The sequence below is a fragment of the Pseudarthrobacter sp. TRD_SC_9 genome, assembly GCF_055361265.1.
This window is the reverse complement of sequence record NZ_CM143956.1, coordinates 2,924,245-2,948,846: the sequence shown is the minus strand read 5'-3', so window position 1 is coordinate 2,948,846 and position 24,602 is coordinate 2,924,245. Positions and strand designations below refer to the sequence as shown.

The following is a 24,602-nucleotide window of genomic DNA, read 5'->3' as shown; positions in this document are numbered from 1 at the left end:
GGAGAGGGAACTCGGTTTGTCGGTTTCCTCAGACCAAGCAGAGCAAATCTGGGAAGAGGTAACTCAACCAGGAGGGCCGCCCATCAAAGTTGCACCTGTAGGTCATATTCGGCAGATGCTCGAACTAACCCCGGAACTGATTAGGTACTTCGCGGCAAGGCCGTGGCAGATCTACCAGTTTTCCCGACGTAGCTTGTTGACTTGTGACGCCCCTGTCAGTCTCATCCCACCCCAGCACGCGCATGGGTACGAAGGAACAGGTCTCATGAATGCGTGGGCTATAACTGTGCCGCTTTCAAGGAGAACAGGCCTGCTACTGGGAGACCCTACGGCCTTTTTTGGGGAAGTCAGTGGAGCTGAGGTATCAACTGGACAATTCGACCACCGCGGGGAACCCTCAACAGCCGTAGCCCGAATGTTCAACGGGGCGACCATTGGAAATGCTCGACAGTGGGTTTACCACCATCCGGATGATGCAGCGCTTGTGCCCGAGAAGTTGCCGGAGCCAAGAGCAATGGAGATAGAAACCAGTGGGGTGCCAGAACGTTTTTCAGGTGAGCCCTTTTTCGAGCGTTCGATTGAAACCCCGCCCGACTAGCTGCGCCTTCCCACACCTACCCGACCGGGTCTACGCATGTTCAGGATATGAGTACAGCTAAAGACCCTGAACGTTCGGCCCGCTCGCTTCGCGCCCGTGCCTTGGATGCTTTTGTGATTGCTTTTGTTACGGCATTCGGCGGAGCGGCGCCGGTCTACTTCTTGAACTGGATTGGAGTTACCTCAGGGCTTGCCTACCCTTAGACGGAGAGTGGAGCGCCTTGGAGTAGGTTTGGGCCATGCCAGTACAGGACCCGGATGCGAACTTGCTTGTTCGCCGAATTATCAAACAGCAAGGGCTGTTGGTCGAGAGCGTCGCCAAAGGTGTGCTTGAGGACTTTGCTTCTCCGCCAGTCGGTTCGCCTGCCTTGCAGGATCGCGAATGGGCCGAGCAAGCAAAGCATGCAGACCTAGTACGGGGTACGTATCTCACCGCTGCAGAGTCCGTGGCCACACTACTGCAGACCATGGATGAATACAGGCGGGCAATCCTCGCACTCCTGTCCGACGACCAGATGCTTCTTCATCCCATCATGAGCTGTGTCAGGGCAATCCATGATGCTGCGCTCCGAATCTGTTCGCTAACGGACCCGACGCTTTCACCCCACGAACGGCTGGCCCGGTCAGCTGCTGATTTTTTAGCGAAGGTTCAGGGCGGAGTCCCAGTACTTCACACATTGGAAGGGTTGATGGATGACGGCAGCGGAGACCTGAAACGAGTTACGGAGGCCAGAACGGGAGCCATAGACTTATTCAGGAAGATTGGTTTGGCGGTGCACGTAAAGGAGAGTACGGGCCAGGCCGCTAAATGTCCGTTATCAAGACAAAGTCGCCAATGTCGATGTCAAAAGTACAGACTTGAGCCGAAAATACACACCGACAGTGCACTTCGCATGGACTCTCAACTCAGGTGCCACACATTCAAACATTTGGGTCACCCATGGGCTTTCCGGACCCTGGACCGAGTTACTGGTATCTATGGTGTTCCCGCTGCTCGATATCTCCGATGCCCTGACAACAAACCTTCTGGGCTATGTCGGGCTTCCAACAACCGAGATCCATAAGAAAACACACTTCCGCAGAGTGATGCTTCTGCGGAGGACGGGTGTCCCGGGTCCGTACGCAGATCACAGAGAGTACGCCGATAACCAGATGACTCCGTAGCGGCGCACGATCACTTTCTGATGCAGCGATGGACCCGGCGAGGGTCGCTCGACCGGACGCCTTTACGATGGTGTCAGCCGGTCAGCTGGCCACATGAGCGTGTTCAGGATCAGGGCGGAGGTGGGTTTGAGGAAGCGAAGGCATGACGCGGCTCCGAATGAGGAGTGGGTTCTGATGTACCGGAAGGGCCTTAGCGGCCAGCGCGTGGCGGACCTGGTCGGGCGGCCTGAAAGAACCGTCGCATATCACCTCAGGCTTGCAAGGGCCGCTGACCCCGGACTGCAGCAAGAACATGAGGCAGCCAAAGCAACTCCAGCCGCCGACACGGCCGCGATGCAAGCGCTCATTACATACGTCCAGGACAACGGAACATTTCCCACGGCCGGGGCACCCGCCCCGAAATCCGAAAATTGGGCCGGTGGCTGTCGAGCCGCCGCCGCGAAAACCGGCTGGGGATCCTGCAGGAGAGGTACCGCACAGGGTTGGCAGTCTTACCCGGTTGGGATGCCCCAGGACCAAAGAGAAGCCGCGAGGACGCGCAGTGGGCCAGGAAGCTGGACGCCTTGGCTGCTTACCTGCAGGCCGGTAACGACTGGCCTCGCAACGGCACAGGCGAGGACGATGAAGAGCGCGCCCATGGCCGATGGCTGGGGACCCAACGCCATCTGCGCAGTACCGGGAAGCTAATACCGTCCAGGGCCCAGACCCTTGACGAGCGGGTGCCGGGCTGGGTGCAGGGCAGAGAAGGCGGAACCAGGACTAAGGGGACTGGATCAGAACCGCCGCGGACACCTCGTGGCGTGCTGCCGCGTGGTTCCTTGAACGCACAAAACCGGAACGGCATGGGCCGCGGCAGAACGTAAACCTGGCCGAATCGCCAGGGAGCCCAGTCGAGATTCAAGGGGTCAGCGTCAAGGAACTCGAAGCGAAAATCGCGGAGCTCGCCAAACGGCAAGGCTACTGACGGACGTCCCCCTTGGTAGGAGGTCCTCTCCTCGTAGGAACATCTGCCATTTTGTCCCGATCCACCTGACACCAAGTTCCATATTCTACGCAGGGGCTTGCCCGATGCACTGATGGGTGCGATCCTGCCCAGCTGCCTGCCCGATACCTGTCCTGCTTAGTACCAATCCAGACGCGCCCCTAGGGCTTTCCCTGCTCATCGCCGTCGCTTTCCAGCGGGTCAGCGGCGTTTACAAGCTCCCCTAGTTGCTGCCCGGACAATTCCCCGCCCAGGAGTTCCTCGACCGCGAACGTAGCGAGGCTTTCTCTCAGATGAACGGTTTGGAACGCAGATAACGCCGGACGTGATCACCCCGTGAGCACACAACGCCGATGATATCTGGTTACGGGCAGTGACAGCGGCCTTGGTCGAGCAACCAAAATGGCTTGAACGACGGGCTGAAAGGTCCGGCCAGTTACGACAGGGTAACCATGTCAGATCACTGAAAATCAGCTGGCAACGCCTACGGGGGTTCGAATCCCTCATCTGCCACCCAAGGAAAAGCCTCCGGAACCAACAGGTTCCGGAGGCTTTTTCGTGCCCGGCTTCGGCGCAGCGGCGGTGAAGCGGGCTCTGGTGCCGCTATGTTACTGACGGGTAGCATAAGGGGATGCACCTGATCCTGCGCACCCTCCTGATGCTCTTCACCTCCACCCGGCGCTCGGCGCTCACCGTCTGGGACTCTGCCTCCCTGCCGCTCCGCGTTCTGCCGACGGACATAGACATCGCGATGCACGTGAACAACGGGATGTACTTTTCGTTGATGGACCTTGGCCGCTTCGACCTGATGGTCCGAAGTGGCGTGTGGAAGCGGATGCGCCAGCGCGGCTGGAGCCCGGTAGCCGCGGGGGAGACCATCGCCTTCCGCAAGTCCCTGCAGCTCTGGCAGCGGTACGCCATAGAAACGAAGATCATCGGCCTGGACGCTAAAGCAATTTACTTTGAACAGCGGATGGTGGCCGATGGCGAGATTTACGCACGTGCCTACATCGCCACGCGCCTGGTCAGCAAGGGCAAGCCGGTCAGCCAGGAGGAGATCCTCCGCGAATTCGGTGAACCGCCAGCTGATGTCCAGCTGCCTGAGTGGATCCATGAATGGCGCGAAACGAACTCCCTGCCGGGCAGCCGGCGTCCCGCTCCGCACCTCTGGTAGACCCGCTCTGCCAGTAGGCTCCCGGTCAAAGCAGCAGAAAAAAGGGACTCCGGCACTTATTCCCTATGACGCGGGAAGCGAACATCCGGGGTTTGGCCGCGACATCAGCGGCGGCCTCGCGTACGGTTAAATCATGGCTACCGTAGACATCACAGGTGAACAGTTCGCATCAACCATCCAGAACAACGACATCGTTCTTGTCGACTTCTGGGCAGAATGGTGCGGTCCCTGCAAGCAATTCGGGCCTACTTACGCCGCCGTTTCGGAGAAGCACCCTGACGTCCTCTTCTCCAAGGTGGACACCGAGGCGGAGCAGCAGCTCGCCGCAGAGGCAGGCATCACCTCCATCCCCACGCTGATGGCGTTCCGCGAAAAGGTGCTGGTGTTCTCGCAGCCCGGCGCGCTTAACGCCCAGCAGCTGGAGCAGGTAGTGGACGCCGTGAAGGCACTGGACATGGACGAAGTCCACGCCCACGTTGCCAAGGCGCAGGCCGAAGCCGGCCAGGCAGGTTCAGACCAGGCCTAACCCACAAGGCTTAACCACAGCGCGGGGTCACGTCGCGTCCAACAACTGAGGTTATTGGACGTGATGTGACCCCGCGTTTGTTAAGGGACTTTGGGTTAGAGCCGCTCGAGCTTCACCGGCTCCGCCAGCAGCGCGCTCAGCGATTCGTTGAGATCCTGCACGGCCGTGCCCTTGGAATGCTTGTCCAGATCCTCTTCGGACGCCCACTGTTCGGTCAGCACCAGCTTTTCCTCGGTGGCCTCCGTCAGTTCATAACGGATGCAGCCAGGCTCATTCACCACTTCGTCGATGGCGATTTCCAGGGCCAGCTTCACACGGAAAAACTCGCCTTCGTTGGGGATGAACGTTGCCTGCAGGTCAATGGGTGCACTCATGAATTTCACAATACCGCCGCTGCATGGCAGTGCCCGGCAAATCGATGCGGCACAGCCCCTCGCCGGTTCATTTAGCTTCATTTGAGGCATTCCTGTTGATAGCGTGCCACCATGCGCGCTTATACAGCCGGGAACACTGACGTTCCACTGCTCGAAGAGACCATCGGCCACAACTTTGAACGGGTTGCGGCCCGGTTCCCCTTCCACGACGCGCTGGTGGAGGCCGCTCCGGTGCCGGGCGGTGATGCCCGCCGCTGGAGTTACACCAAAATGAACGACGACGTCGACCGCCTGGCGCGCGGACTCCTCGCCTTGGGCATCGGCAAGGGTGAGAGGGTGGGCATCTGGAGCCCTAACTGCGCGGAGTGGACATTGCTTCAGTACGCCACTGCGAAGGCCGGTGCAGTTCTGGTCAACGTGAACCCCGCCTACCGCAGCCATGAGCTGGAGTTTGTGGTCAAGCAGAACGGCATGCGCCTGCTGGTCGCGGCGCCGTCGGACCGGAGCAGTGACTACGTCGGCATGGCCAGGGATGCCCTGGCAAAATGCCCTGACCTTCAGCAATTGGTCTTCCTGCCGGACGCCGGAGGAGAGGGACTCGACGCCGGAATTCCTTTCAGCGAGGCGGAACTGACGTACGCCGAGCTGCTCAAGCGGGCTGACGCCGTCGGGCATTCCGCCTTGAAGGACCGCATGGCCGAACTGAACCCGCACGATCCCATCAACCTGCAGTACACCTCCGGGACCACCGGCTTCCCTAAAGGCGCCACGCTCACGCACCACAACATCCTGAATAACGGCTTTTCCATCGGCGAGCTGCTGGGTTACACCGAGCACGACCGAGTGGTTCTGCCGGTGCCGTTCTACCACTGCTTTGGCATGGTGATCGGCAACCTTGCCGCCCTGAGCCACGGCGCAGCCACTATCATTCCCGGCCGCGGATTCTCGCCGGCGGCAGCCTTGGAAGCCGTCCAGGACTTCGTCGGGACCTCGCTGTACGGTGTGCCCACCATGTTCATCGCCGAGCTCGCGCTACCGGACTTCGCCTCCTACGATCTATCCACGCTGCACACCGGAGTGATGGCAGGCTCCCTGTGTCCCATTGAGGTGATGAACCGGGTGATTTCGGAGATGAACATGAAAGACGTGGCCATCTGTTACGGGATGACCGAGACCGCCCCGGTATCCACCATGACCCGTGCCGACGACACCATGGCGCAACGCACCCAATCCGTGGGACGGACCATGCCGCACCTGGAGTCCATGATCGTGGACCCGGGCACCGGCGAGCTGCTGGAGCGCGGCCAGATCGGCGAGCTGTGCACGCGGGGCTACGCCGTGATGCAGGGGTACTGGGACCAGGCGGGGAAAACGGCGGAAGCCATCGACGCTGATGGCTGGATGCACACCGGGGACCTCGCGCAAATGGATGAGGACGGCTACGTGGTGATTGAAGGCCGGATTAAGGACATGGTGATCCGCGGCGGCGAAAACATCTATCCGCGTGAGATCGAAGAGTTTCTTTATACCCACCCGGACATCCAGGACGTCCAGGTGATCGGCGTCCCGGACGCCAGGTACGGCGAGGAACTTATGGCCTGCGTGATCCTCAAACCGGGCGCGGAGCCGTTGGAAGCCGGCAGGCTGGCGGAGTTCTGCCGCGGCCGCCTGGCACACTACAAGATCCCGCGCTACGTGGAAATCCGCGACATCTTCCCGATGACGGTCTCCGGGAAGATCCGGAAGGTCCAGCTGCGCGAGGAAGCAATCGCCCGGCTGGGCCTGCAGGGCGTGGGTTAGGCGTCCACGTTTAGTGCCGGCGGTGATCCTGGATGGTCATCCGGGGCCCAAACGTGGGCTTGCGAAAGCCGCTGCTCTGAATCATCCGGACCACCCGCTGCCGCTGGCCCGCCCACGGTTCCAGGAGCTTGAGCATGCCGGCGTCATCAGTCCGGCGTCCGGTCAGTGCAGCACCCACATATGCTGCCAGGTGGTAATCACCCACCGCGATCGAGTCCGGGCAACCGTGGGTGCGCTGCACCACTTCGGCCGCCGTCCAGACTCCGATCCCGGAAAGAGTCTGCATTTTGGCGGCAGCTTCCGCGGCGGGCAACCCGGCCAGGCGTTCAAGCGCGACGGCGGCACGCAGCGTCCTCATGACGGTTGCCGACCGCTGGGGACCCACTCCTGCCTTATGCCATTCCCAGGACGGAACGCGCAGCCACTGCTCCGGCGTGGGCTGGACCAACAGGCCGGTGGGCGCAGTGCCCGCCCCCATTCCGGCGGACGGCGCCGGCGAGCCGAACCGGTACATCAGGTAGCGGTAGCCGCGCCGCGCCTCAATAACGGTGACTTTCTGCTCAAGAATGGTGGGTACCAGGCAATCAGTTATCCGCCCGGTGGAGGGTAGTCGGATGGCTTTGCTCCGGCGTCGTGCTTCCCGGACCAAGTGCGGGAGGGTGGCGTGGAAGGCGGGCTCGTCAAAGCCGCGCCAGTCATCCTCAGCCCCCAGCAGCCGGGGGACCGTGGCAACTGCGCACTCGGCGCCCGGACCCCAGGCCTGCGCATCAACGAAAGCTTCAGTGTCCGAGCCGCCACCCACCCCGGTGAGGCGCAGCGTGACCGGACCTGCCGGCGTCGTAAAGGCGCTCCACACCACGTTCCCCTGCACCGCAAACGAGGGGTCGCCGGCACCACGGAACAGTGGGCCCAGAGTCTGGACCAGACTGTACGGGCCGTCCGGATGCCACCGGAGGGACGCGTCCGCTGCGGCGGCAAGCCGGGCAGGGGCGTCTGCAATGGTCATAGGAATATGGTCCCACGGCGGACTGACAAGCACTGAAAAATCAGCCCTTATCCTATAGCGCGCGGAGGGCTACACTGCCACTTGTGGCGCGGAGCCGCGCGTCTTCCAAATTCAAGGTGACAGGAGAATGCAATGGGTGGAGTAGTGCATTTCGAAATCCCGGCGGACGATCAGGAACGGGCGCGGAAGTTTTACCAGGACGCCCTGGGCTGGCGGATCGAGCCGATCCCAGGCATGGATTACAGCTCGGTCTACACGGTGCCTTCTGACGAGACAACAGGGATGCCCAGCAGCCCCGGCGGCATCAACGGGGGAATGATGGCGCGGACCAGCGATTTGAGCACCCCGGTGATCACCGTGGACGTGGAGGACATCGACGCCGCGCTGCAGACGGTGGAGCAGAACGGGGGAGCGGTGGTGCAGCCCAGGCAAGAGATTCCCGGCATGGGTTTTTATGCCTACTTCAAGGACAGCGAAGGCAACATCATGGGGCTGTGGGAGAACCTTCCGGCGGACGAGGGCGGGCAGCAGGCACAGTAGACCAGCCAGGGGTCCGGGGAGGCGGTAACTTTGTAGCTATGAAGTACGCCCAGTCCGTTGTGGACCTCATCGGCAATACCCCTTTGGTCAAGCTCAACCACGTCACTGACGGCATCAAAGCCACGGTCCTGGTCAAGCTTGAGTACCTCAACCCCGGCGGATCCATCAAGGACCGCATCGCGGCCAAGATGGTCGAAGACGCTGAACGGGACGGCAAGCTCCAGCCCGGCGGCACCATTGTGGAGCCCACCTCGGGGAACACCGGCGTCGGCCTGGCACTGGTGGCCCAGCAAAAGGGCTACAAGTGCATCTTCGTGGTGCCGGACAAGGTAGGCGAGGACAAACGCGCTGTCCTGCAGGCCTACGGCGCGGAAGTTGTAGTGACGCCCACGTCCGTGGCGCCGGACAGCCCGCAAAGCTACTACGGCGTGTCCGACCGGCTGGTCACCGAGATCCCAGGTGCCTACAAGCCTGACCAGTTCTCAAACCCGGCCGCCCCGGGCAGCCACTATGAGAGCACGGGTCCGGAGATCTGGCGGGACACGGACGGTACGGTCACGCACTGCGTGATCGGCGCCGGTACCGGCGGCACCATCACGGGCACCGGACGGTTCCTCAAAGAGGTCTCCGCAGACCGTTCAGAGTCCGACGGCGGACGGGTCAGGATCATCGGGGCAGATCCGGAAGGTTCGGTCTACTCGGGCGGCACCGGCCGCCCGTACTTCGTTGAAGGTGTTGGCGAGGACATGTGGCCGGACAATTACGACAAGACGGTTCCGGACCAGGTCATTGCGGTATCCGATGCCGATTCCTTCGAGATGACCCGCCGCCTGGCCCGCGAAGAAGGACTGCTGGTGGGCGGATCCTCGGGCATGGCTGTTGTGGCCGCGCTGAACGTGGCCCGCGATCTGCCCGAAAGCGCCGTCGTCGTGGTCATTTTGCCCGACTCCGGCCGCGGCTACCTGGCCAAGATCTTCAACGACCAGTGGATGCGTTCCTACGGGTTCCTCTCCGGTGGTGAGGAAGCTTCGGTGGGCGAGGTCATCAAGTCCAAGACCGGGGAACTCCCGGACCTGGTCCACATCCACCCCAATGAGTCCGTCCGCGACGTCATCAACATCATGAACGAGTTCGGTGTAAGCCACATCCCCGTACTGTCGCAGGAGCCGCCCGTGGTGATGGGCGAGGTCCTTGGCGCCGTGTACGAGCGGACCCTGACCTCCAAGCTGTTCCGCGGCGAGGCCAAACTCACGGACAAGATCTCCGAACACATGGGGCCCCTGCTTCCTATCATCGGTTCGCTGGAGACCATCTCCGCGGCCAGGGAACTGCTGTCCGACGTGGATACCGTGATGGTCACCTTCGTGGGCGCCCCGGTGGGCATCCTGACCCGCCACGACCTGCTGGCCTACCTCAGCAACTGACCGGTGGTTGAGCTTGTCGAAACCAGGACCTCGACAGGCTCGATCACCAGCAACTGACCCAAAAGGAGCATCATGTCCGTCTCTGAAAACCACGGTTTCAACACCCGCGCCGTACACGCCGGCCAGGCCTTCGAACCCCGCACCGGTGCAGTGGTTCCGCCGCTGCACTTCAGCTCCACGTACGCGCAGGACGGTATCGGCGGACTCCGGGACGGTTACGAATACGGTCGCGGCGGCAACCCCACCCGCGATGCCCTGCAGGAACAGCTGGCAGCACTGGAACGTGGCACGCACGCTTTCTCGTTCAGCTCGGGCCTCGCCGCGGAGGACTCCCTGATCCGTGCCCTGACCCGACCCGGCGACCACATTGTGCTGGGCAACGATGCCTACGGCGGCACCTACCGGCTGATCAGCCGCGTCCTGGGCGAGTGGGGGATCGGCAATACCCCCGTGGACATGGCAAACCTGGAGGCCGTCCGGGACGCCGTGGCCGCGAACAAGACCCGTTTCGTGTGGGTGGAGACGCCCTCCAACCCGCTGATGAAGATTACCGATATCGCGGCGCTCGCCGAGGTGGCGCACGACGCCGGGGCCATCCTGGTGGTGGATAACACCTTTGCCTCTCCCTACCTGCAGACTCCGCTCGCCCTGGGTGCCGACGTCGTGGTTCACTCCACTACCAAGTACATCGGCGGGCACTCGGACGTGGTGGGCGGCGCCGTTGTGGTCAAGGACGCCGAGCTGGCAGAGAAGATCGGCTTTGTGCAGTTTGCCGTGGGCGCTGTTTCCGGTCCGATGGATGCTTTCCTCACCACGCGCGGGTTGAAGACTCTCGGCGTGCGGATGGACCGGCACAGCGAGAACGGGCAGGCTGTAGCGCAGTGGCTGCTGGAACGGCCCGAGGTGGAGGCCGTGCTGTACCCGGGACTGCCGTCGCACCCGGGCTATGAGCTCGCGAAGAAGCAGATGAAGAGCTTTGGCGGCATGGTGTCCGTGCAGTTCAAGGGCGGCGAGGCAGCCGCCCGCAAGGTGGCCGAGTCAACGTCCGTGTTCACACTGGCCGAATCCCTGGGCGGCATCGAATCACTGATGAACTACCCCTCCGAAATGACCCACGCGTCTGTTAAAGGCACCGAACTGGCGGTTCCCGTGAACCTCCTCCGGCTCTCCTGCGGCATCGAGGACGTGGAGGACCTGATCTCGGACCTGGAGCACGCCTTCACCTTCATCCAGTAGCCCGCCAGCCCAACTGGGTAGCAGTTGTTGCCCTTAACAGGCCTGTAAAGGGCAACAACTGCTACGTAGTTGGGGAGGGGCTGCCCTTCCTGTTCGCGTTGGTGAAGTAGCCCCGGGTTGAGGGCAGGAAACGGCAGACGACGGCGAGCACCACGCCGAGTGCCAGCAGCACCACGCCGCTCATGAACGCGCCGCCGACGCCGAGGATCTGGGTGTCGCCGTAGGCCGGGTCCCACATCTGCACGGCAGAGATGAAGAACGCTGCAGTCAGGAGCAGCGCACCCGCCAGTGGCAGGATGCCGCGGAACCACAGATTCCGGGCCGACTGGCGGAGCGTGTCCCGGAAGAACCAGAAACACGCGAAGCCCGTCAACGCGTAGTAGAAGGCGATGAAGAGACTGATGGCACTGATCGAGTCGGAGAGCAGGTTCTCGCTGACGAGGCTCATCACCACGTAGTAGGCCACGGCGGCGACGCCCATCACCCGCGTGGAGAAGCCGGGGGTCATGTTGCGGGGATGGACCTGGCCAAACCTGGGTGGCAGTGCGCCGTGGACGCCCATGGACAGGGTGCCGCGGGCAGTGGGGAGGATGGTGGTCTGGGTGGAGGACAGGACGGACGCCAGCACGGCGACGATGATCAGCCAGCCCCAGGGCCCCAGGACCACGTCCTTCATGGCCAGGAACACGTCGTCCTGGTTGGCCTCGTTGCCCAGTCCTAGGCCCTCGGTGCCCACGGACGCGTACATCATCACCAGGACGGCAACTAAGACGTAGATGGCCACCAGGACAAAGGCCGAGATGACGGCGCCCCGGCCTGGGGTGGTGGCGGGATTCTCCGTCTCCTCATTGACCGCCAGGCACGTGTCCCAGCCCCAGTAGATGAAGAGTGCCAGCAGCATGCCGTGGACCACGGCGCCAGGATCGGCAAAGGCGCCAACAGGGTTGAACCACTCGAAGCTGAAGGGCTCGTAGCTCGCAGCTCCACCCACGGCGCTCCCTGCCGCGCTGCCTGCAATCCCAATAATTATGGCCACCGCGAAGATGCCCAGAGCGATGTACTGCACGTAGGTCAATACCCTCTGCACCTGTTCGCCCAGCCTGATGCCCCGGTAGTTGATCATGGTCATGAAGGCGATGAAAAGAACACCGGTTGCTGTCACGACCAGCTTGTTCTCCGCCAGGGAGCCATCGCCGATCAAAAGCCACAGGTATTGCCCGGCAACCTGTGCCAGGTTGGCCAGCACCACGATCCCGGCCAGCGCCACTCCCCAGCCGCCCAGCCAGCCGGCCCACGGACCGAAGGCCCGGCGGGACCATGTGAACGTGGTGCCGCAGTCCGGAATGGCGCTGTTCAGCTCACGGAACGCGTAGGCAATGAACAGGACTGGAATAAAGCCGAGCAACAGGATCAGGGGAGTGTAGCTGCCGTTAACCGCAACGATGAACCCCAACGTGGCGGCCAGCGAATACACCGGCGCAGTAGAGGCCAGCCCCAGCATCACCGAGTCTCCGAGATCCAGGATGCCGGCGTGCAATCCCTTGGACGGAACACCGGTTCCCGACGGTCCCGGGCTACCTCCCGCCGTCGTGGTCTCTGTGCTCATAGTGCGATACCTTCCTTGCTGGATGCGGCGTCCGGGGGAAGGGGAGCCGGGGCGTCAATGGTGTTGGGCACGAACCTGCAGAAGTAGTCAGTGATGGGACCGTCCGATTCGCGGATACCGCAGCCCACGGACTCACCGTCCACTACCCAAAGGCCCAGTACGGGACGGTTGCCATCGAAATCGGGCAGCGGATGGAACTGCTGATAGCACCAGCCCTCACGGCCGTAATCGCCCGGCTGTTCGAGATTGATTCCGGCCGCGTGGATCTTGATGTTGTCCCCTTCGCGGCCGTGGAGCGGCTTGGCCACCCACTCCTTGAGCGGACCGGGCTCGTTCAGGTAGGCCGGCAGCAGGTTGGGGTGGTTGGGGTAGAGGTGCCAGAGTGCGGCCAGGAGCGCCTTGTTGGACAGCAGCATCTTCCAGGCCGGCTCCACCCAACGGGGATTGTGGGCGCGTTCCAGCAGGCGCTGCCCGAACGGTTCCTTCATCATCAGTTCCCACGGGTAAAGCTTGAAGATGGTGCTGATCATGAAGTTGTCCAGGTCCACAAAGCGGTTCAGGTTGGGGTCCCAGCCGATGTCGGACATGTTGATGCCGATGGTGGTCCAGCCCGCCTGGCTTGCAACGTCGCGCATGTAAGCGGCCGTCATCCAGTCCTCGCCTGATTCCTCAAGCTCGGAGTGCGCCACGTGGAGCGTGCTCATGCCGGTGCGGTACTGCATCTTCTTCCACTGCCGGATCAGGGCCTCGTGGATACCGTTCCACTGGTCCTTCTCCGGAAAGACGTCCTGCAGCCAGAACCATTGGGCCACGGCAGCTTCGATGAGGCCGGTGGGGGTGTCGGCGTTGTATTCGAGCATCTTGGCAGGACCGCCCTGCCCGTCATAGATGAAGTCGAAGCGCCCGTAGATATCCATGTCGCCGGCCTGCAACGATTCGGCGGCGAGCTCAAGCGCCTGTGGGCCAATGCCGATGTCTCCCATAGCACCGGTAGCCAGGAATTTTGCTGCTTCGAGGCACATCCTGTGCATTTCCTCGGCAGTTTCCTCGAGGGCTTCCACTTCATCCATGGTGAATTCGTAATATGCGGCCTCATGCCAGTACTCGATCTTCTCGCCGCCGGGCATGGTGGTGGTTGAGAAGACCAGGCCCTGCTCTTGGATTTTCTCTTTCCAGTCAGGCCTGGGCGCCGACAATAACCGTTTCACGCCTAGCCCCCCGTGCTTCCGCCCTTGGAGCTGCTGCCGAAGCCACCCCTGCTGACTGTTCCGCCCTTGGTGCTGTACCCGGTGGACGCCTTGGCGCCGGACGGCACGGTCCTTGTGAAGTCAGGAGCGCTGGAGCGGTTCTGGCCGACGGCGGGGACACTGGAGCCGCGCGAGTAGAAGTACCAGGCGTAGAGGGCGCCGCTGCGTCCGGCAGAGCTGTTGCACTGGGTGTCCTCCACGCGCTCGCCGGTTTCATCATTGAAGCAGACCTGGGCGTACTCCGGCTCCTGGTTGCTGGACACCACGGCGGCGAGGGTCCCCGCCAGTAGTGCAGTGACACCCAAGGCAACCACCACGGTCCGCCTTTGGGAACGTTTCCTGACGTGCGCTCTTTCGCGGAGGTCCCCCTCGGATCGCGGTAGATAGGGGCTCGCACCGGGGAGCGGCTGGTTTAAAAGTTCCGGGTGGAGCTCGGGTCGGGGCACCTGCCACGGTGGCGGCTTCGGGCTGCCGGTGCCGGCGTTGCCGCCGCTGCTTCCGGCGTTGCCGCCGTCGTTGCCGCCGTCGTTGCCGTCGCTGCTTCCCGGCGCCGGATCTTTCTCCGGATCATTGCTCGGAGCCATGGCGTCCCCCCTCGGTAGTCCACGAATTTGGGCATAAATCCGTACCACGGTGTGCAATCCTCAGCCCAGCGTAGCCGGTGGCTGCAGCGCCAGCGAGCCGGAACGGGTGCAGAACTGCCCATGGCGGAAAGCTTCTTTTGCAGCCTCCACGCCAGGAGTGCCGGAGCCGGGGCCGGGAACCTACACTGGAGCAATGAAAACCGCATCAGTACTGGCCGTCTGCCGCGTAAGCCAGCTCCTTCCCGATACGGGCAGCGTGGGCGTCACCGCCATTGACAAGCGGCCCGTCGAGGGCCCGGTAAAGGTACACAAGCTGGGCCTGCACGGCGACGTCCAGGCAAATCGGATCCACCACGGTGGTGAGGACCAGGCGATTTACGCGTACTCCCAGGCCGACGCAGACTACTGGGCTGCGGAGCTCAACCGCGACCTCCAGCCCGGGATCTTTGGTGAAAACCTCCGTGTCTCCGGAATTGAGGCAACCGGCGCCGTGATCGGCGAGCGCTGGAAGATAGGGACCGCCGTCGAACTTGAAGTCACGTCGCCGCGCACACCGTGCGCCACTTTCCAGCGCCGGTTGGGCGAACCCCAGTGGGTGAAGCGATTCACGGAGGAAGGCCGGGTTGGCGCCTACCTGAGAGTGGTGCGCACAGGGACCATCCAGGCGGGAGACCATATCCACCGGACCTTCGTACCGAAACATGGCATCACCATTGGCCAGTGGTTCAGTGAGGCGGACCTGGAAATCATCGAGGCACTCCGTGATGCCGAGGCGGACGGCGAAATCCGGCTCCAGCCAGAGTTCCACGACACGTTTGCGGCCATGGAACGCCGGCTTGGTCGGTAGCTGCCGCCAGATCCGTGGCCAAGTGGGACGTGTGGGCAAGCTCACCGCCGCCGATTTTCCTTGCTTGGGGTGTGTGCATTACACTGGAAATATCCCCCACTCCGGAAATCCCTTATTCCTGCCCAATTTTTGAGGCAGGACTGGCAAGTGTTGGGGCCCGCTATTGCGATGCGGGCATTTTCATAGGGAGAGCCGGCTAAAGAAAACGCTGTACAGACTGCTGGGATAGCAGCCAAGAGATGCAGCGGGAAGTCCTGCCACGGGATTGCGAAAGCGCCGGACTTCTATGTGACCGGCCGGTCAAGGATTGCCCGGCAATCCAAACGGCACATGTACTGCGGCTCCGCTCACCTCGGGTAGTGCCGCCTGGCCCCCTATGGATGAGGAAATTTCCCTATGCCCGAAAATCAGAACGACTCCGTCGAGACCGAAAACACCGTGAACGACGCCGAGACTCCCCAGAACGACACCGCAGCCGAAGCAGCTGCTCCCGCCGCTGAAGAAGCCCCCGAGGCTGAAGAGGCTCCCGCCGCCGAAGTAGCCTCCGTCGAGGAAGCGCCCAAGGCTGAAGAGGCTCCCGCCTCTGAAGAAGCCCCGGTCGCCAAGGAAGCCCCCAGGGCTGAAGAAGCGCCCGAAGAGGACGTTATCCGCTTCGTGGACCTGGGTATCGATCCCCGTGTCCTGGCCGCCCTGCAGGACGTCGGCTACGAAAAGCCGTCACCCATCCAGGCAGCAACCATCCCGCTGCTGCTCGAAGGCCGCGACGTCGTGGGCCTCGCCCAGACCGGCACCGGTAAGACTGCAGCATTCGCAGTACCGGCACTGTCCCGCCTGGCCGAGCTCCACGACCTCAACGGTCCGTCCCGCAAGACGCAGGCACTGGTCCTGGCTCCTACCCGTGAACTGGCGCTCCAGGTTGCAGAGGCTTTCACCTCATACGCCAAGCACATCGACGACTTCACCGTTCTTCCGGTCTACGGCGGGTCCGCATACGGCCCTCAGCTGGCCGGACTTCGCCGCGGCGCCCAGGTTGTTGTGGGCACCCCCGGCCGCGTGATCGACCACATTTCCAAGGGTTCCCTGGACCTGTCAGAACTCCAGTACCTGGTGCTGGATGAGGCTGACGAAATGCTCCGCATGGGCTTCGCCGAAGATGTGGAACAGATCTTCCAGCAGACCCCGTCTGACCGTCAGGTCGCGCTGTTCTCCGCCACCATGCCGAGCCAGATCCGCCGGATGTCCAAGCAGTACCTGAACAACCCTGCCGAGATTTCCGTTAAGTCCAAGACCACCACCGGCGCCAACACCCGCCAGCGGTACCTGCAGGTCATGGGCCCGCACAAGCTCGATGCCTTGACCCGCATCCTCGAAGTTGAAGAGTTCGACGGCGTCATTGCCTTCGTGCGCACCAAGATGGCCACCGAGGACCTGGCTGACAAGCTGAAGTCCCGCGGTTTCCAGGCTGCCGCGATCAATGGTGACATCCCGCAGCAGCAGCGCGAGCGCACCGTCGAGGCGCTGAAGGAAGGCCGCATCGATATCCTCGTGGCCACCGACGTCGCCGCCCGTGGCCTTGACGTGGAGCGCATCAGCCACGTCATCAACTACGACATCCCCCACGACACCGAGTCCTACGTCCACCGCATTGGCCGCACCGGCCGTGCAGGCCGTTCGGGTGACGCCATTTTGTTCATGACACCGCGTGAGAAGTACCTGCTGCGTTCGATCGAGAAGGCAACCCGCCAGCCGGTCGAGCAGATGCACCTGCCTACTGCGGAGACGGTGAACACGCTGCGTCTGGGCAAGTTCGCGGAGAAGATCACGGAGACCCTCGCTTCCGAGGACGTCTCCGCGTTCCGTGACCTCATTGCTTCCTACGAGGAAGAGCACAACGTTCCGGCTTCGGAGATCGCTGCAGCCCTCGCCGTGATGGCGCAGGGCGGCCAGCCGCTCCTGGTCAAGGAGCTGCCTGCGGCTCCCGAGTTCCAGAAGCGCGACCGCTCCAAGGATGGCTTCGGTTCCCGTGGCCCCACCCGCACGCTCACCGAAGGCAACGCCACCTACCGGATCGCCGTCGGACGTCGTCAGCGCGTTATGCCGGGTTCCATCGTTGGCGCCATTGCCAACGAGGGCGGCATCTCCTCTGCTCAGATCGGCGGCATCGACATCCGCTCGGACCACTCCCTGGTGGAACTGCCGGCGAACCTGAGCCCGGATCAGCTGCGCGCCCTGTCCCGTACCCGGATCGGCGGTGAGCTGATCCACCTCGAGCTGGACAACGGCCGTAAGCCTTCCGGCGGCGGCGAGCGTAGCAGTTACCAGGGCAACCGCGGCGGAGACCGTGGTGGTTACTCCGGTGGCGGCGACCGCGGTGGCAACTTCAAGGGCGGCGGCGGATTCAAGAAGGATTTCCGCAAGACCGACGGCGAGCGTTCCTCTGCTGACCGTGGCGGGCGCTCCTACAGCGATCGTTCCGAGCGCAGCGTCGGCGGCGACAACGCCGGCCGTGGTGCAGCCGGTGACTCCCGCTCGGCCGGTCACGGCGACGGCGCCCGCAAGCCCCGCGGCGGCAGTGAAGGCGGCCACCGCGACTTCAACCGCAAGGGCAAGTGGTAACCGTCAGCTAGCCTGACGACTACGCGCTCCCTTTAGAAGGGCCCTGTACGGATTATTCCGGACAGGGCCCTTCTGCGTACCGGAGGCTTCGGTCAGAGACCGTTGGAAAACCATGGAGCACGCCCGGGCCCTTCCTCCGGGCTACGGCCGCTTGTAGGCTGTGGACCGTCACGGTTCGAGGGACGGAAGCATCATGAAGGCAGTTACACCTCCAGTCATCGAAACGACCGGGCTGGTGAAGGACTTCGGCCGGACCCGGGCGTTGGATGGCCTGGACCTGAGTGTCGCGGCGGGGGAGGTGCACGGCTTCCTGGGGCCGAACGGGGCCGGGAAATCCACCACGCTGAGGGTGCTCCTAGGGCTCGTCCGTCCCACATCCGGAACTGCCACCGTGTTCGGCCTGGACCCCTGGCGGGAGCCGGTCAAGGCGCACCGGGACATCGCCTATGTCCCAGGCGACGTGAGCCTCTGGCCCAACCTTTCCGGCGGCGAAATCATTGATCTGTTGACTGGACTCCGTGGTGGCGCAGACGAACGCCTACGCAGGGATCTGATCGACGAATTTGAGTTTGATCCGCGGCGCAAAGCGCGGACGTATTCAAAAGGCAACCGGCAGAAGGTGGCCTTGATTGCGGCATTCGCCCGCCCCGCAAGGCTCTACCTCCTTGATGAGCCCAGCTCCGGCCTGGACCCTGTCATGGATTCAGTCTTCCGCAGGCAGGTACGGCGGGTCAGCGATGACGGCGCCACCATCCTGCTGTCCAGCCATATTCTCAGTGAGGTAGAGCAGCTCTGCGACCGCGTCACTATCATCCGCTCCGGCCAGGCTATCGAGTCCGGTTCCCTGTCTGAGCTGCGGGTGCTGTTGCTGACCCGCTTCCGGGTCGAGGGCGCGGCGGACCCCGCCGCCCTGGCTGCGCTGCCTGAGGTGATGCACGCCCACGTCAGTAACGGGACGATTGAATTTGATGTCTACGGCTCTAATCTGGCGCCTGTCCTGGCAGCCGTTGCGGCGTCGGGAGCCTCCGGCCTTACGGTCTCGCCGCCGTCCCTCGAATCGCTTTTTCTTCGCCACTACAGCGACCCGGACGGACAGGCCCGCTGATGCGTGCAGTCATTCGTCTTGCATTGCTGCAGGCGTGGCGGGATCGGTTCCTGCTGCCGGTCTGGATCCTGGGCATTGCTCTCTTGGGATTTGTGACGGCCACGGCGATTGGGCGTGAATTCGGTGCTGAAAGCGACAGAACTGTCCTCATGGCCGTTGCCGCGGCCAACCCCGCCTTTCTCTTCCTGCGCGGGCTGCCCGACGGGCCGGGAGTGGGGGCGGTTACCTTCTTCCAGGGCTATGCGTTCACGGCCGTTCTGGCAGGATTGATGAGCACATTCCTGGTGGTCCGGCACACCCGGGCCGATGAGGAACTCGGCAGGACAGAGCTTGTTGCCTCCAGCCCGCTTCCCCGGGCGGCATCCCTGGTGGCAGCTATCCTTGTGGGCACGGCAGCGAACGTGGCGCTGCTGGTGTTTGCGACAGCAGGATTCGCGGCTGCAGGACTTCCTTGGTCCGGCTCGCTGACCGCCGGGGCCGCGGTGGCCGTTGTGGGCCTCTTCTTCGTTGCAGTAGCAGCGGCAACGGCCCAAGCCATGCCATCTGCACGGGGAGCCAACGGACTGGCAGCCGGCTTGGTCGGCGGAGCTTATCTGCTGCGCGGAATCGGTGACGCTCTCGGCACCCCGAATGCTGACCTGTCCCGGGTTACCAGCGGGTGGGTTTCGGCATTCTCGCCGATAGGCTGGGGCCAGCGGTCCCGGCCCTTTTCCGCCGCGGATCCCGTGCCGCTGCTGGGGGTGGCAGCTGTCGCAGCCGTCCTGGCAATTGCTGTGGTGATCGCTGCGGGCCGAAGGGACCTGGGCGCCAGCCTTCTGGCGGAGCGCAGGGGGCGGTACCGTGGCACCGCCTACGGGTCCAAGCTGCTGGGACTGGCCTGGCGGCTCCAGCGAGCAAGCCTGCTGGGCTGGTGCCTGGGCGCAGCCGTCCTGGGAGGGTTCGCCGGCGCTCTTGGCCCACTGGTTTCCCAAGCCGTGGCAGGCAATGAGTCGCTTGCGGAGCTGATAGGCAACCTCGTACCCGGCGGCTCGGTGCAAATCGTCGATTTGCTGATGGCGGCCATGCTGGGCATAGCGGGAGTCCTTGGGGCCGCCTCCGGTATCCAGGCGGTACTGCGGCTTCGGGCAGAAGAAACGGAAGGCAGGTCCGAGCTTCTCCTGGCTGTGCCCAGGTCCCGCGCACGCTGGTTTGTTGCGAACCTGGCCGTGGCACTTTTCTCGGTTACAGCAGTGTCTGCTGCTGCCGGAACAGCTGCCACTGCCTTCCGTTCCGTCGCAGGCCCGGACGCTGGTTCTGGCCAGCCGGTGGCCGCGGCTCTGGCACACGTTCCTGCGGCGCTGGTGTTCGTTTCGGCAACCGCGCTGGTTTTTGCGGTGCTGCCCAGGGTTGTCATATGGCTGAGCTGGGGGTTGCTTTCCTTGGGCCTGATCCTCGCGCAGTTCGGTGAGCTTTTGGGCCTGCCGGTATGGCTTCGGAACATCAGTCCGTTCAACCATTCCTCCGCCGTTCCTGCTGAAACTTTCGACGCCGGAGCGGCCCTTTGGATGGTCGTCATAGCGATTGCAGGGGCAGGATGTGCTGTGGCGCTCCTCCGTCGGCGTGACCTTGCGGGATGACCAGTTCCCGCCTCGTAGTCCACCGGTTGACTCGCCGTGACGCCGATTTGTTGGGTGCAGAATCATCGGGTAGAGTATTTACTCGTTGCCCCCCTAGCTCAGTGGTAGAGCGCGTTCTTGGTAAGAACGAGGTCACCGGATCGATTCCGGTGGGGGGCTCTGAATGAGAGCCTGTGTCAAGGCGGTTTTTGGCCGGCTTGGTGCGGGTTTTTCTCATTCGTGGCGGTGTAGCTCAGTTGGTTAGAGCGCACGACTCATAATCGTGAGGTCGGGAGATCGAGCCTCCCCACCGCTACAGATAAGACCCCCGGAGCCCGCAAGGATTCCGGGGGTCTTCTTGGTTTTAGACCGAGATTGAGTAGAGAGGGCGTTCTCCTTCTTCCTTAGAAAATTCCGGCTTTTGTCTGGCATGTGGCAAAAATGGCTGCGAGGGCAGGTCTGGGAAATGGCCGACGGGTATTCAGCTCCTCATTGTGCCTCCAAGTGCAGTTGGTAAAGTTTTTTGGAGAAGATGCCAAGTTCACCGAAGTCACTGGCGTCGACGCAGGTCTTGTCTATGCCGGTCCGGTCCTCGCATCCTCCACTGCCGCGCTCGTCGATAGTGGCCTGATCGAGACCACCGGTAGTCGTTATCTCCGACCCCGCTTCGAGGCTCCCTGAAGTTAGTCAACGTTCCCGTCGCGGGCTTCACCGCAGGATTGCCGTGGGCCAGAATGATGCCCGGATTGGAGGCTACCTGTTCCCTCCGTTCTGCTTGCAAGGGCCAAGCCGAACGGCGGGGCCGGCAGAACAGAGCGACGCCTGCTGTATTCCTTGAGCACTATTGCTGCCCATCTTTCCAGTGCTACTATTCCGCCATTCCCTGAGGAGCGGAGACCTAATCATGGGAGCACTGGAGTCATTCAAAAAATCGTTGTTCGGCGACAAAGCAAACGAAACTATCAAATCTGGAACCCTGGTGACGACGCGGGGTACGGGAATTATCGCCGTCGGCCTCATAGGCACATTCCTTCTGATGGATTGGCTAAAGGCAGCCCCTTGGGAAGGGCTACAACCTGACCAGAAACTGAATTTCATCTTGGCTACGGGAGCCATCTGGGCTGTAGTCGCTGCCGCTGATTCAATAGCACGTGGTCTGGCCGCAAGGTCGTCGCTACCAGCCATCGTCAAACTTCCAGCCGGCCTGTTAGCCACCCGGACAATTGGCAGAGATAGCGCAGGATGGTCAGTACTGGCTGTTGAAGTTACTCCGAACGGCAAAACGGAAGCTATGCAGTTTCTGGTTGTCAAGGGCTCAGAAACAGCATGGGTGGGCAGCGATGACCTGGAGTTTCAAGATGACTGACCGATCTTCCGCTAAGCGTGGTCCGCAGTCTCCAGTGGGCTCAACTCCCGGCCTTCTCGTTTATGTTCCCAGCATGACTTTGGACCGTCGAGGCCGAAGGTATAAGCGTTTTCTGAACAGGCTTAGGTCCGAACCGAAGTTAGAAGGTTGGGCCTTTCGTACCTTCGATCATCGGATCAAGCCATGGAGTCATCTGCGAATGAACGCTGTTGCTGGGCAACTTGCGGTACAGATTCGAACGTGGGCCGGGGAGCCTTTCGGGCCTGAAGGACCGAAGGAAATCATCTTGATCGGTCACAGCGTCGGGGGGTTACTTTTACGACAGGCTTTTTTGCTGGAGCTGGAAAAGGCGCTTGAAACAAGAAAACGCGCCAACAGTTGGACAACGAGAGTTACGCGCATTACGCTCTTGGCGACTCCCAATGCGGGATTCCAACGCAACAACCTCCCGTGGCACCTGAAGGGCGTGATGGCCTTAGCGTCGGTAGGACCCTACTTGACAGCTGAAGACATTGAGACCGGATCGGACTTCATCACAGAGTTGCGGCTGCGATGGTTCTCCCTTTGGGCCGAAGAAACCCATACCGACCCAAACAAGGACCATACCCACCCAGAGGATAGCGCTAAACTCCCACTCGTGGTGCAGGTGCTGGGGGATCGGGATGGCCTGATCAGCTCCGAAGACGTCTTGGACGTTAAGTTTCTTCCCGGTACGGCGCAGATAGCTGTTCCAGGGGCGGGACACGGCGACCTCGTTGATCTCTCATTGTGCGCCACTGGTGACCCCAATCTTCGATACGAGCTTTTACGGCACGCAATCCTCGGAACGCTTGATGATGCGGAATTCGCCGCTCAGGCTCTCAAGAAGGAGCCCGTCTACTTCTTGTTGCATGGTATCCGATCGTCACGCTATGGCAATTGGGTGAGAAAGCTGGCGGACGCCCTCTCCAACAGTCCTTCTTCCACCGCCGCGCCCATCGTCTACACACCTTCGTATGGCTATTTCAGCGCCATAGAATTCGCAGTCCCCTGGACTCGAAAGAGGAACATGCGTCATTTCCTGCACTGGTACGGCAACTACTTCGTGACCCATGATTCGGACAACATGTACTTTGCCGGGCACAGTAACGGCACCTATATGCTAGGCCGCGCGCTGCTGCAAGTTCACTCAATCCGCTTCAGGAGAATTTACCTGGCAGCATCAGTCCTCCCACGAAACTTTCCATGGTCCACTGTCGTTGAGCGTGGTCAGGTAGGCCTTGCCAAGGAAACAAACCCCGTAAACGTGATTCATTGTGACCGAGCCAGCAAGGACCGACCTGTTGGTTGGCTATGTTCCGCTCTCAACGGGCTGGGCATGCAGGACATTGGAACCGGTGGATATGATGGATTCGACCAGTCCATGGCGGCCTTATTTGAGCACGACCAGCCTTTCCCTGGCGATCACGGAGCCGCGTTTTCTCCAGAGATCCCACGACTTCGGGGTCTTAGACGACGGAACTCCAGAGCGGTAAAACAACACCGAGAAGAATCCGAACGGATAAGCCGTGCGCGTATTCGCGCCATCTCCGACTTTCTAAAATACGGGGAACTCGAAGCAGAAGGCAGCGATGCCCTTAAAACCGTGCAAAGTGTGCGGTGGTTCGGTCGTGTCAGTCGGCTGCTGGGAGCGGTTTCACGTCCCGCGCTAGTAAGTACGGGCGCTGCCATGGCCTACCTATTAGTTCGTGCACCCTGGAAAACGAAGAACAGGCTCATTTTGGGAGTCATAGCTGCTTGGATAGCAGCCAGGACCTTGTGACAAGGCTGCTACAACCGCACCGTACTACCGCCACGTACCCCCTTCCGGCTCCGTGGGGTTACGGTGAACGGGCCTGATTGTGTGCGTTTGCACGGGCTGGCCCCTCGGCGGTTGCCACGACTGCGGCGCTGTCACGATCGCCCACCGACGCAGGCGCGTCCAGCTTCGTGACATTCCCTGTTTCGGCACGTTCCCCTAAGGCCTGACGCTCGGAACCGAGTTTCCGGCCGTTTTCGGGCTGCCCCGGTGGATGCTGCGGTTCGCATGGATCCGGGTAATCACACCCCCAGCTGGACCCGGGTGTTCTAACGCAGGTCATGTTGCGCGCAGGTCAGAGGGCGTCCGTGGGTGCAGCCCGGTGATCTATCTCGGCTGTGAGCCTGTCGATCCGGTCCAGTGCCTCGTTAAGCCGCTCAACCGTCTCCCACAAGGCAGGGTGCTCGTGACGAATCTGCTCCAAGCTTTCGCCGGCCGAGGTCAGGGTGGAGAGATCGTAGCTGACGTTGGTGCGGGCACCTGTCAGTGCAGCCCTTAGTGCTCCAAAGGCGACGACCACATCGGCGATCAGCGCAGGGTTGCCGTTGACAGCCAGCCATTGCAGGTCCGTTATGGCGTCAATAGCGTGTTCGCCGAGCACGGCCGATGCTTTGGCCGCTTCGACGGAGGCTTTGTGTATTGCGTCGTCGCGCTCGGGTCCGGGTTTGAGGCGGAAAGCGGCTCCGAACGCCTTGGACGCTGAAGCGTCGTCGTCGGCCAGCTGGAGAGCGGATTCCCGGAGGGACCACGCCCGGGCGTGGACATTGTCCAGTTCGCCGCGGTGGTGTTCATCAGCCTTGGTGTACCCTGCCACCATCGATGTCAGTGACGCGGCTATGGCAAGCATCAACCCGGCTCCGGCGCCACCGCCGGGTGAACCCACCGATTCCGCTAATGCCCGGGTCCACTCCTCAACGGTGGAACTCTGGGTGGTCACTGCCTCCGAATCAGCCATGACACCAGTTTGCCCTAAAGG

The 24,602-nt window shown here is 62.2% G+C and carries 20 protein-coding genes and 2 tRNA genes; 16 read left to right on the top strand and 6 right to left on the bottom strand.

Annotated features, from left to right (window positions below; all coding sequences use genetic code 11):
• Positions 1-16 precede the first annotated feature (16 nt).
• The 4 genes from ACWA13_RS13725 to trxA all read left to right on the top strand — a co-directional run bounded on the left by ACWA13_RS13725 (position 17) and on the right by trxA (position 4,443).
• Complete coding sequence (locus ACWA13_RS13725; RefSeq protein WP_463934735.1) at positions 17-598, top strand: DUF4238 domain-containing protein; 582 nt, start codon at positions 17-19, stop codon at positions 596-598.
• A 47-nt stretch (positions 599-645) separates the two neighbouring features.
• Positions 646-801 carry a hypothetical protein gene (locus tag ACWA13_RS13720; protein ID WP_463934734.1) on the top strand — a complete coding sequence of 52 codons (156 nt, stop codon included), beginning with the start codon at positions 646-648 and terminating at the stop codon, positions 799-801.
• A 2,573-nt stretch (positions 802-3,374) separates the two neighbouring features.
• Positions 3,375-3,917: an acyl-CoA thioesterase gene (locus ACWA13_RS13715; protein WP_463934733.1), complete on the top strand. Its 543-nt coding sequence runs from the start codon at positions 3,375-3,377 to the stop codon at positions 3,915-3,917.
• Positions 3,918-4,050: 133 nt separating this feature from the next.
• Complete coding sequence (gene trxA, locus ACWA13_RS13710) at positions 4,051-4,443, top strand: thioredoxin (protein ID WP_463934732.1); 393 nt, start codon at positions 4,051-4,053, stop codon at positions 4,441-4,443.
• A 95-nt stretch (positions 4,444-4,538) separates the two neighbouring features.
• Here trxA and ACWA13_RS13705 read toward each other — a convergent pair whose 3' ends face one another.
• Positions 4,539-4,817 carry a putative quinol monooxygenase gene (locus tag ACWA13_RS13705; protein WP_463934731.1) on the bottom strand — a complete coding sequence of 93 codons (279 nt, stop codon included), beginning with the start codon at positions 4,815-4,817 and terminating at the stop codon, positions 4,539-4,541.
• Positions 4,818-4,928: 111 nt separating this feature from the next.
• Here ACWA13_RS13705 and ACWA13_RS13700 point away from each other — a divergent pair, with 111 nt between their 5' ends.
• Entirely contained in the window at positions 4,929-6,617 is a 1,689-nt protein-coding gene (locus tag ACWA13_RS13700) for an AMP-binding protein (RefSeq protein WP_463934730.1), read from the top strand.
• 10 nt (positions 6,618-6,627) lie between these two features.
• Here ACWA13_RS13700 and ACWA13_RS13695 read toward each other — a convergent pair whose 3' ends face one another.
• Positions 6,628-7,623: a DNA-3-methyladenine glycosylase family protein gene (locus ACWA13_RS13695; RefSeq protein WP_463934729.1), complete on the bottom strand. Its 996-nt coding sequence runs from the start codon at positions 7,621-7,623 to the stop codon at positions 6,628-6,630.
• Positions 7,624-7,755: 132 nt separating this feature from the next.
• Here ACWA13_RS13695 and ACWA13_RS13690 point away from each other — a divergent pair, with 132 nt between their 5' ends.
• From ACWA13_RS13690 to ACWA13_RS13680, 3 genes are all read left to right on the top strand, one after another.
• Positions 7,756-8,163 carry a VOC family protein gene (locus tag ACWA13_RS13690; RefSeq protein ID WP_463934728.1) on the top strand — a complete coding sequence of 136 codons (408 nt, stop codon included), beginning with the start codon at positions 7,756-7,758 and terminating at the stop codon, positions 8,161-8,163.
• Positions 8,164-8,201: 38 nt separating this feature from the next.
• The gene (locus ACWA13_RS13685) at positions 8,202-9,587 is read left to right on the top strand and encodes a cystathionine beta-synthase (protein WP_463934727.1); all 1,386 of its coding nucleotides are present in this window, start codon (positions 8,202-8,204) and stop codon (positions 9,585-9,587) included.
• Between the two features lie 72 nt (positions 9,588-9,659).
• The gene (locus tag ACWA13_RS13680) at positions 9,660-10,823 is read left to right on the top strand and encodes a cystathionine gamma-synthase (RefSeq protein WP_463934726.1); all 1,164 of its coding nucleotides are present in this window, start codon (positions 9,660-9,662) and stop codon (positions 10,821-10,823) included.
• 61 nt (positions 10,824-10,884) lie between these two features.
• Here ACWA13_RS13680 and ACWA13_RS13675 read toward each other — a convergent pair whose 3' ends face one another.
• Genes ACWA13_RS13675 through ACWA13_RS13665 form a run of 3 tightly spaced genes read right to left on the bottom strand, consistent with a single transcriptional unit; the run spans position 10,885 to position 14,260 of the window.
• On the bottom strand, positions 10,885-12,429 hold the full coding sequence (locus tag ACWA13_RS13675; protein ID WP_463934725.1) for an APC family permease: 1,545 nt from the start codon (positions 12,427-12,429) through the stop codon (positions 10,885-10,887).
• Entirely contained in the window at positions 12,426-13,637 is a 1,212-nt protein-coding gene (locus ACWA13_RS13670) for a glutathionylspermidine synthase family protein (RefSeq protein ID WP_463934724.1), read from the bottom strand. Before ACWA13_RS13670 ends, ACWA13_RS13675 begins: the two co-directional genes overlap by 4 nt.
• A 2-nt stretch (positions 13,638-13,639) precedes the next feature.
• Positions 13,640-14,260 (bottom strand): Tat pathway signal protein, encoded by a 621-nt coding sequence (locus tag ACWA13_RS13665; protein WP_463934723.1) that lies wholly within the window; start codon positions 14,258-14,260, stop codon positions 13,640-13,642.
• A 193-nt stretch (positions 14,261-14,453) separates the two neighbouring features.
• On the opposite strand from ACWA13_RS13665, the gene ACWA13_RS13660 reads away from it, so the two are divergent.
• The 8 genes from ACWA13_RS13660 (at position 14,454) to ACWA13_RS13625 (ending at position 23,590) form a co-directional block, all read left to right on the top strand.
• Positions 14,454-15,107: an MOSC domain-containing protein gene (locus tag ACWA13_RS13660; RefSeq protein WP_463934722.1), complete on the top strand. Its 654-nt coding sequence runs from the start codon at positions 14,454-14,456 to the stop codon at positions 15,105-15,107.
• A 396-nt stretch (positions 15,108-15,503) separates the two neighbouring features.
• On the top strand, positions 15,504-17,723 hold the full coding sequence (locus tag ACWA13_RS13655; protein ID WP_463934721.1) for a DEAD/DEAH box helicase: 2,220 nt from the start codon (positions 15,504-15,506) through the stop codon (positions 17,721-17,723).
• 193 nt (positions 17,724-17,916) lie between these two features.
• Entirely contained in the window at positions 17,917-18,828 is a 912-nt protein-coding gene (locus tag ACWA13_RS13650; protein ID WP_463934720.1) for an ABC transporter ATP-binding protein, read from the top strand.
• The gene (locus ACWA13_RS13645; protein WP_463934719.1) at positions 18,828-20,444 is read left to right on the top strand and encodes an ABC transporter permease; all 1,617 of its coding nucleotides are present in this window, start codon (positions 18,828-18,830) and stop codon (positions 20,442-20,444) included. The genes ACWA13_RS13650 and ACWA13_RS13645 overlap by 1 nt, the downstream gene beginning before the upstream one ends.
• An 87-nt stretch (positions 20,445-20,531) precedes the next feature.
• Positions 20,532-20,603, top strand: a tRNA-Thr gene (locus ACWA13_RS13640).
• Positions 20,604-20,665: 62 nt separating this feature from the next.
• Positions 20,666-20,739, top strand: a tRNA-Met gene (locus tag ACWA13_RS13635).
• A 588-nt stretch (positions 20,740-21,327) separates the two neighbouring features.
• Positions 21,328-21,789 (top strand): hypothetical protein, encoded by a 462-nt coding sequence (locus tag ACWA13_RS13630; RefSeq protein ID WP_463934718.1) that lies wholly within the window; start codon positions 21,328-21,330, stop codon positions 21,787-21,789.
• A gap of 199 nt (positions 21,790-21,988) precedes the next feature.
• Positions 21,989-23,590 (top strand): hypothetical protein, encoded by a 1,602-nt coding sequence (locus ACWA13_RS13625; RefSeq protein ID WP_463934717.1) that lies wholly within the window; start codon positions 21,989-21,991, stop codon positions 23,588-23,590.
• A 331-nt stretch (positions 23,591-23,921) separates the two neighbouring features.
• On the opposite strand, the gene ACWA13_RS13620 is transcribed toward ACWA13_RS13625, so the two are convergent.
• Positions 23,922-24,581, bottom strand: a complete 660-nt coding sequence (locus tag ACWA13_RS13620; protein ID WP_463934716.1) for a cyclodeaminase/cyclohydrolase family protein — start codon at positions 24,579-24,581, stop codon at positions 23,922-23,924.
• Positions 24,582-24,602: the final 21 nt, after the last annotated feature.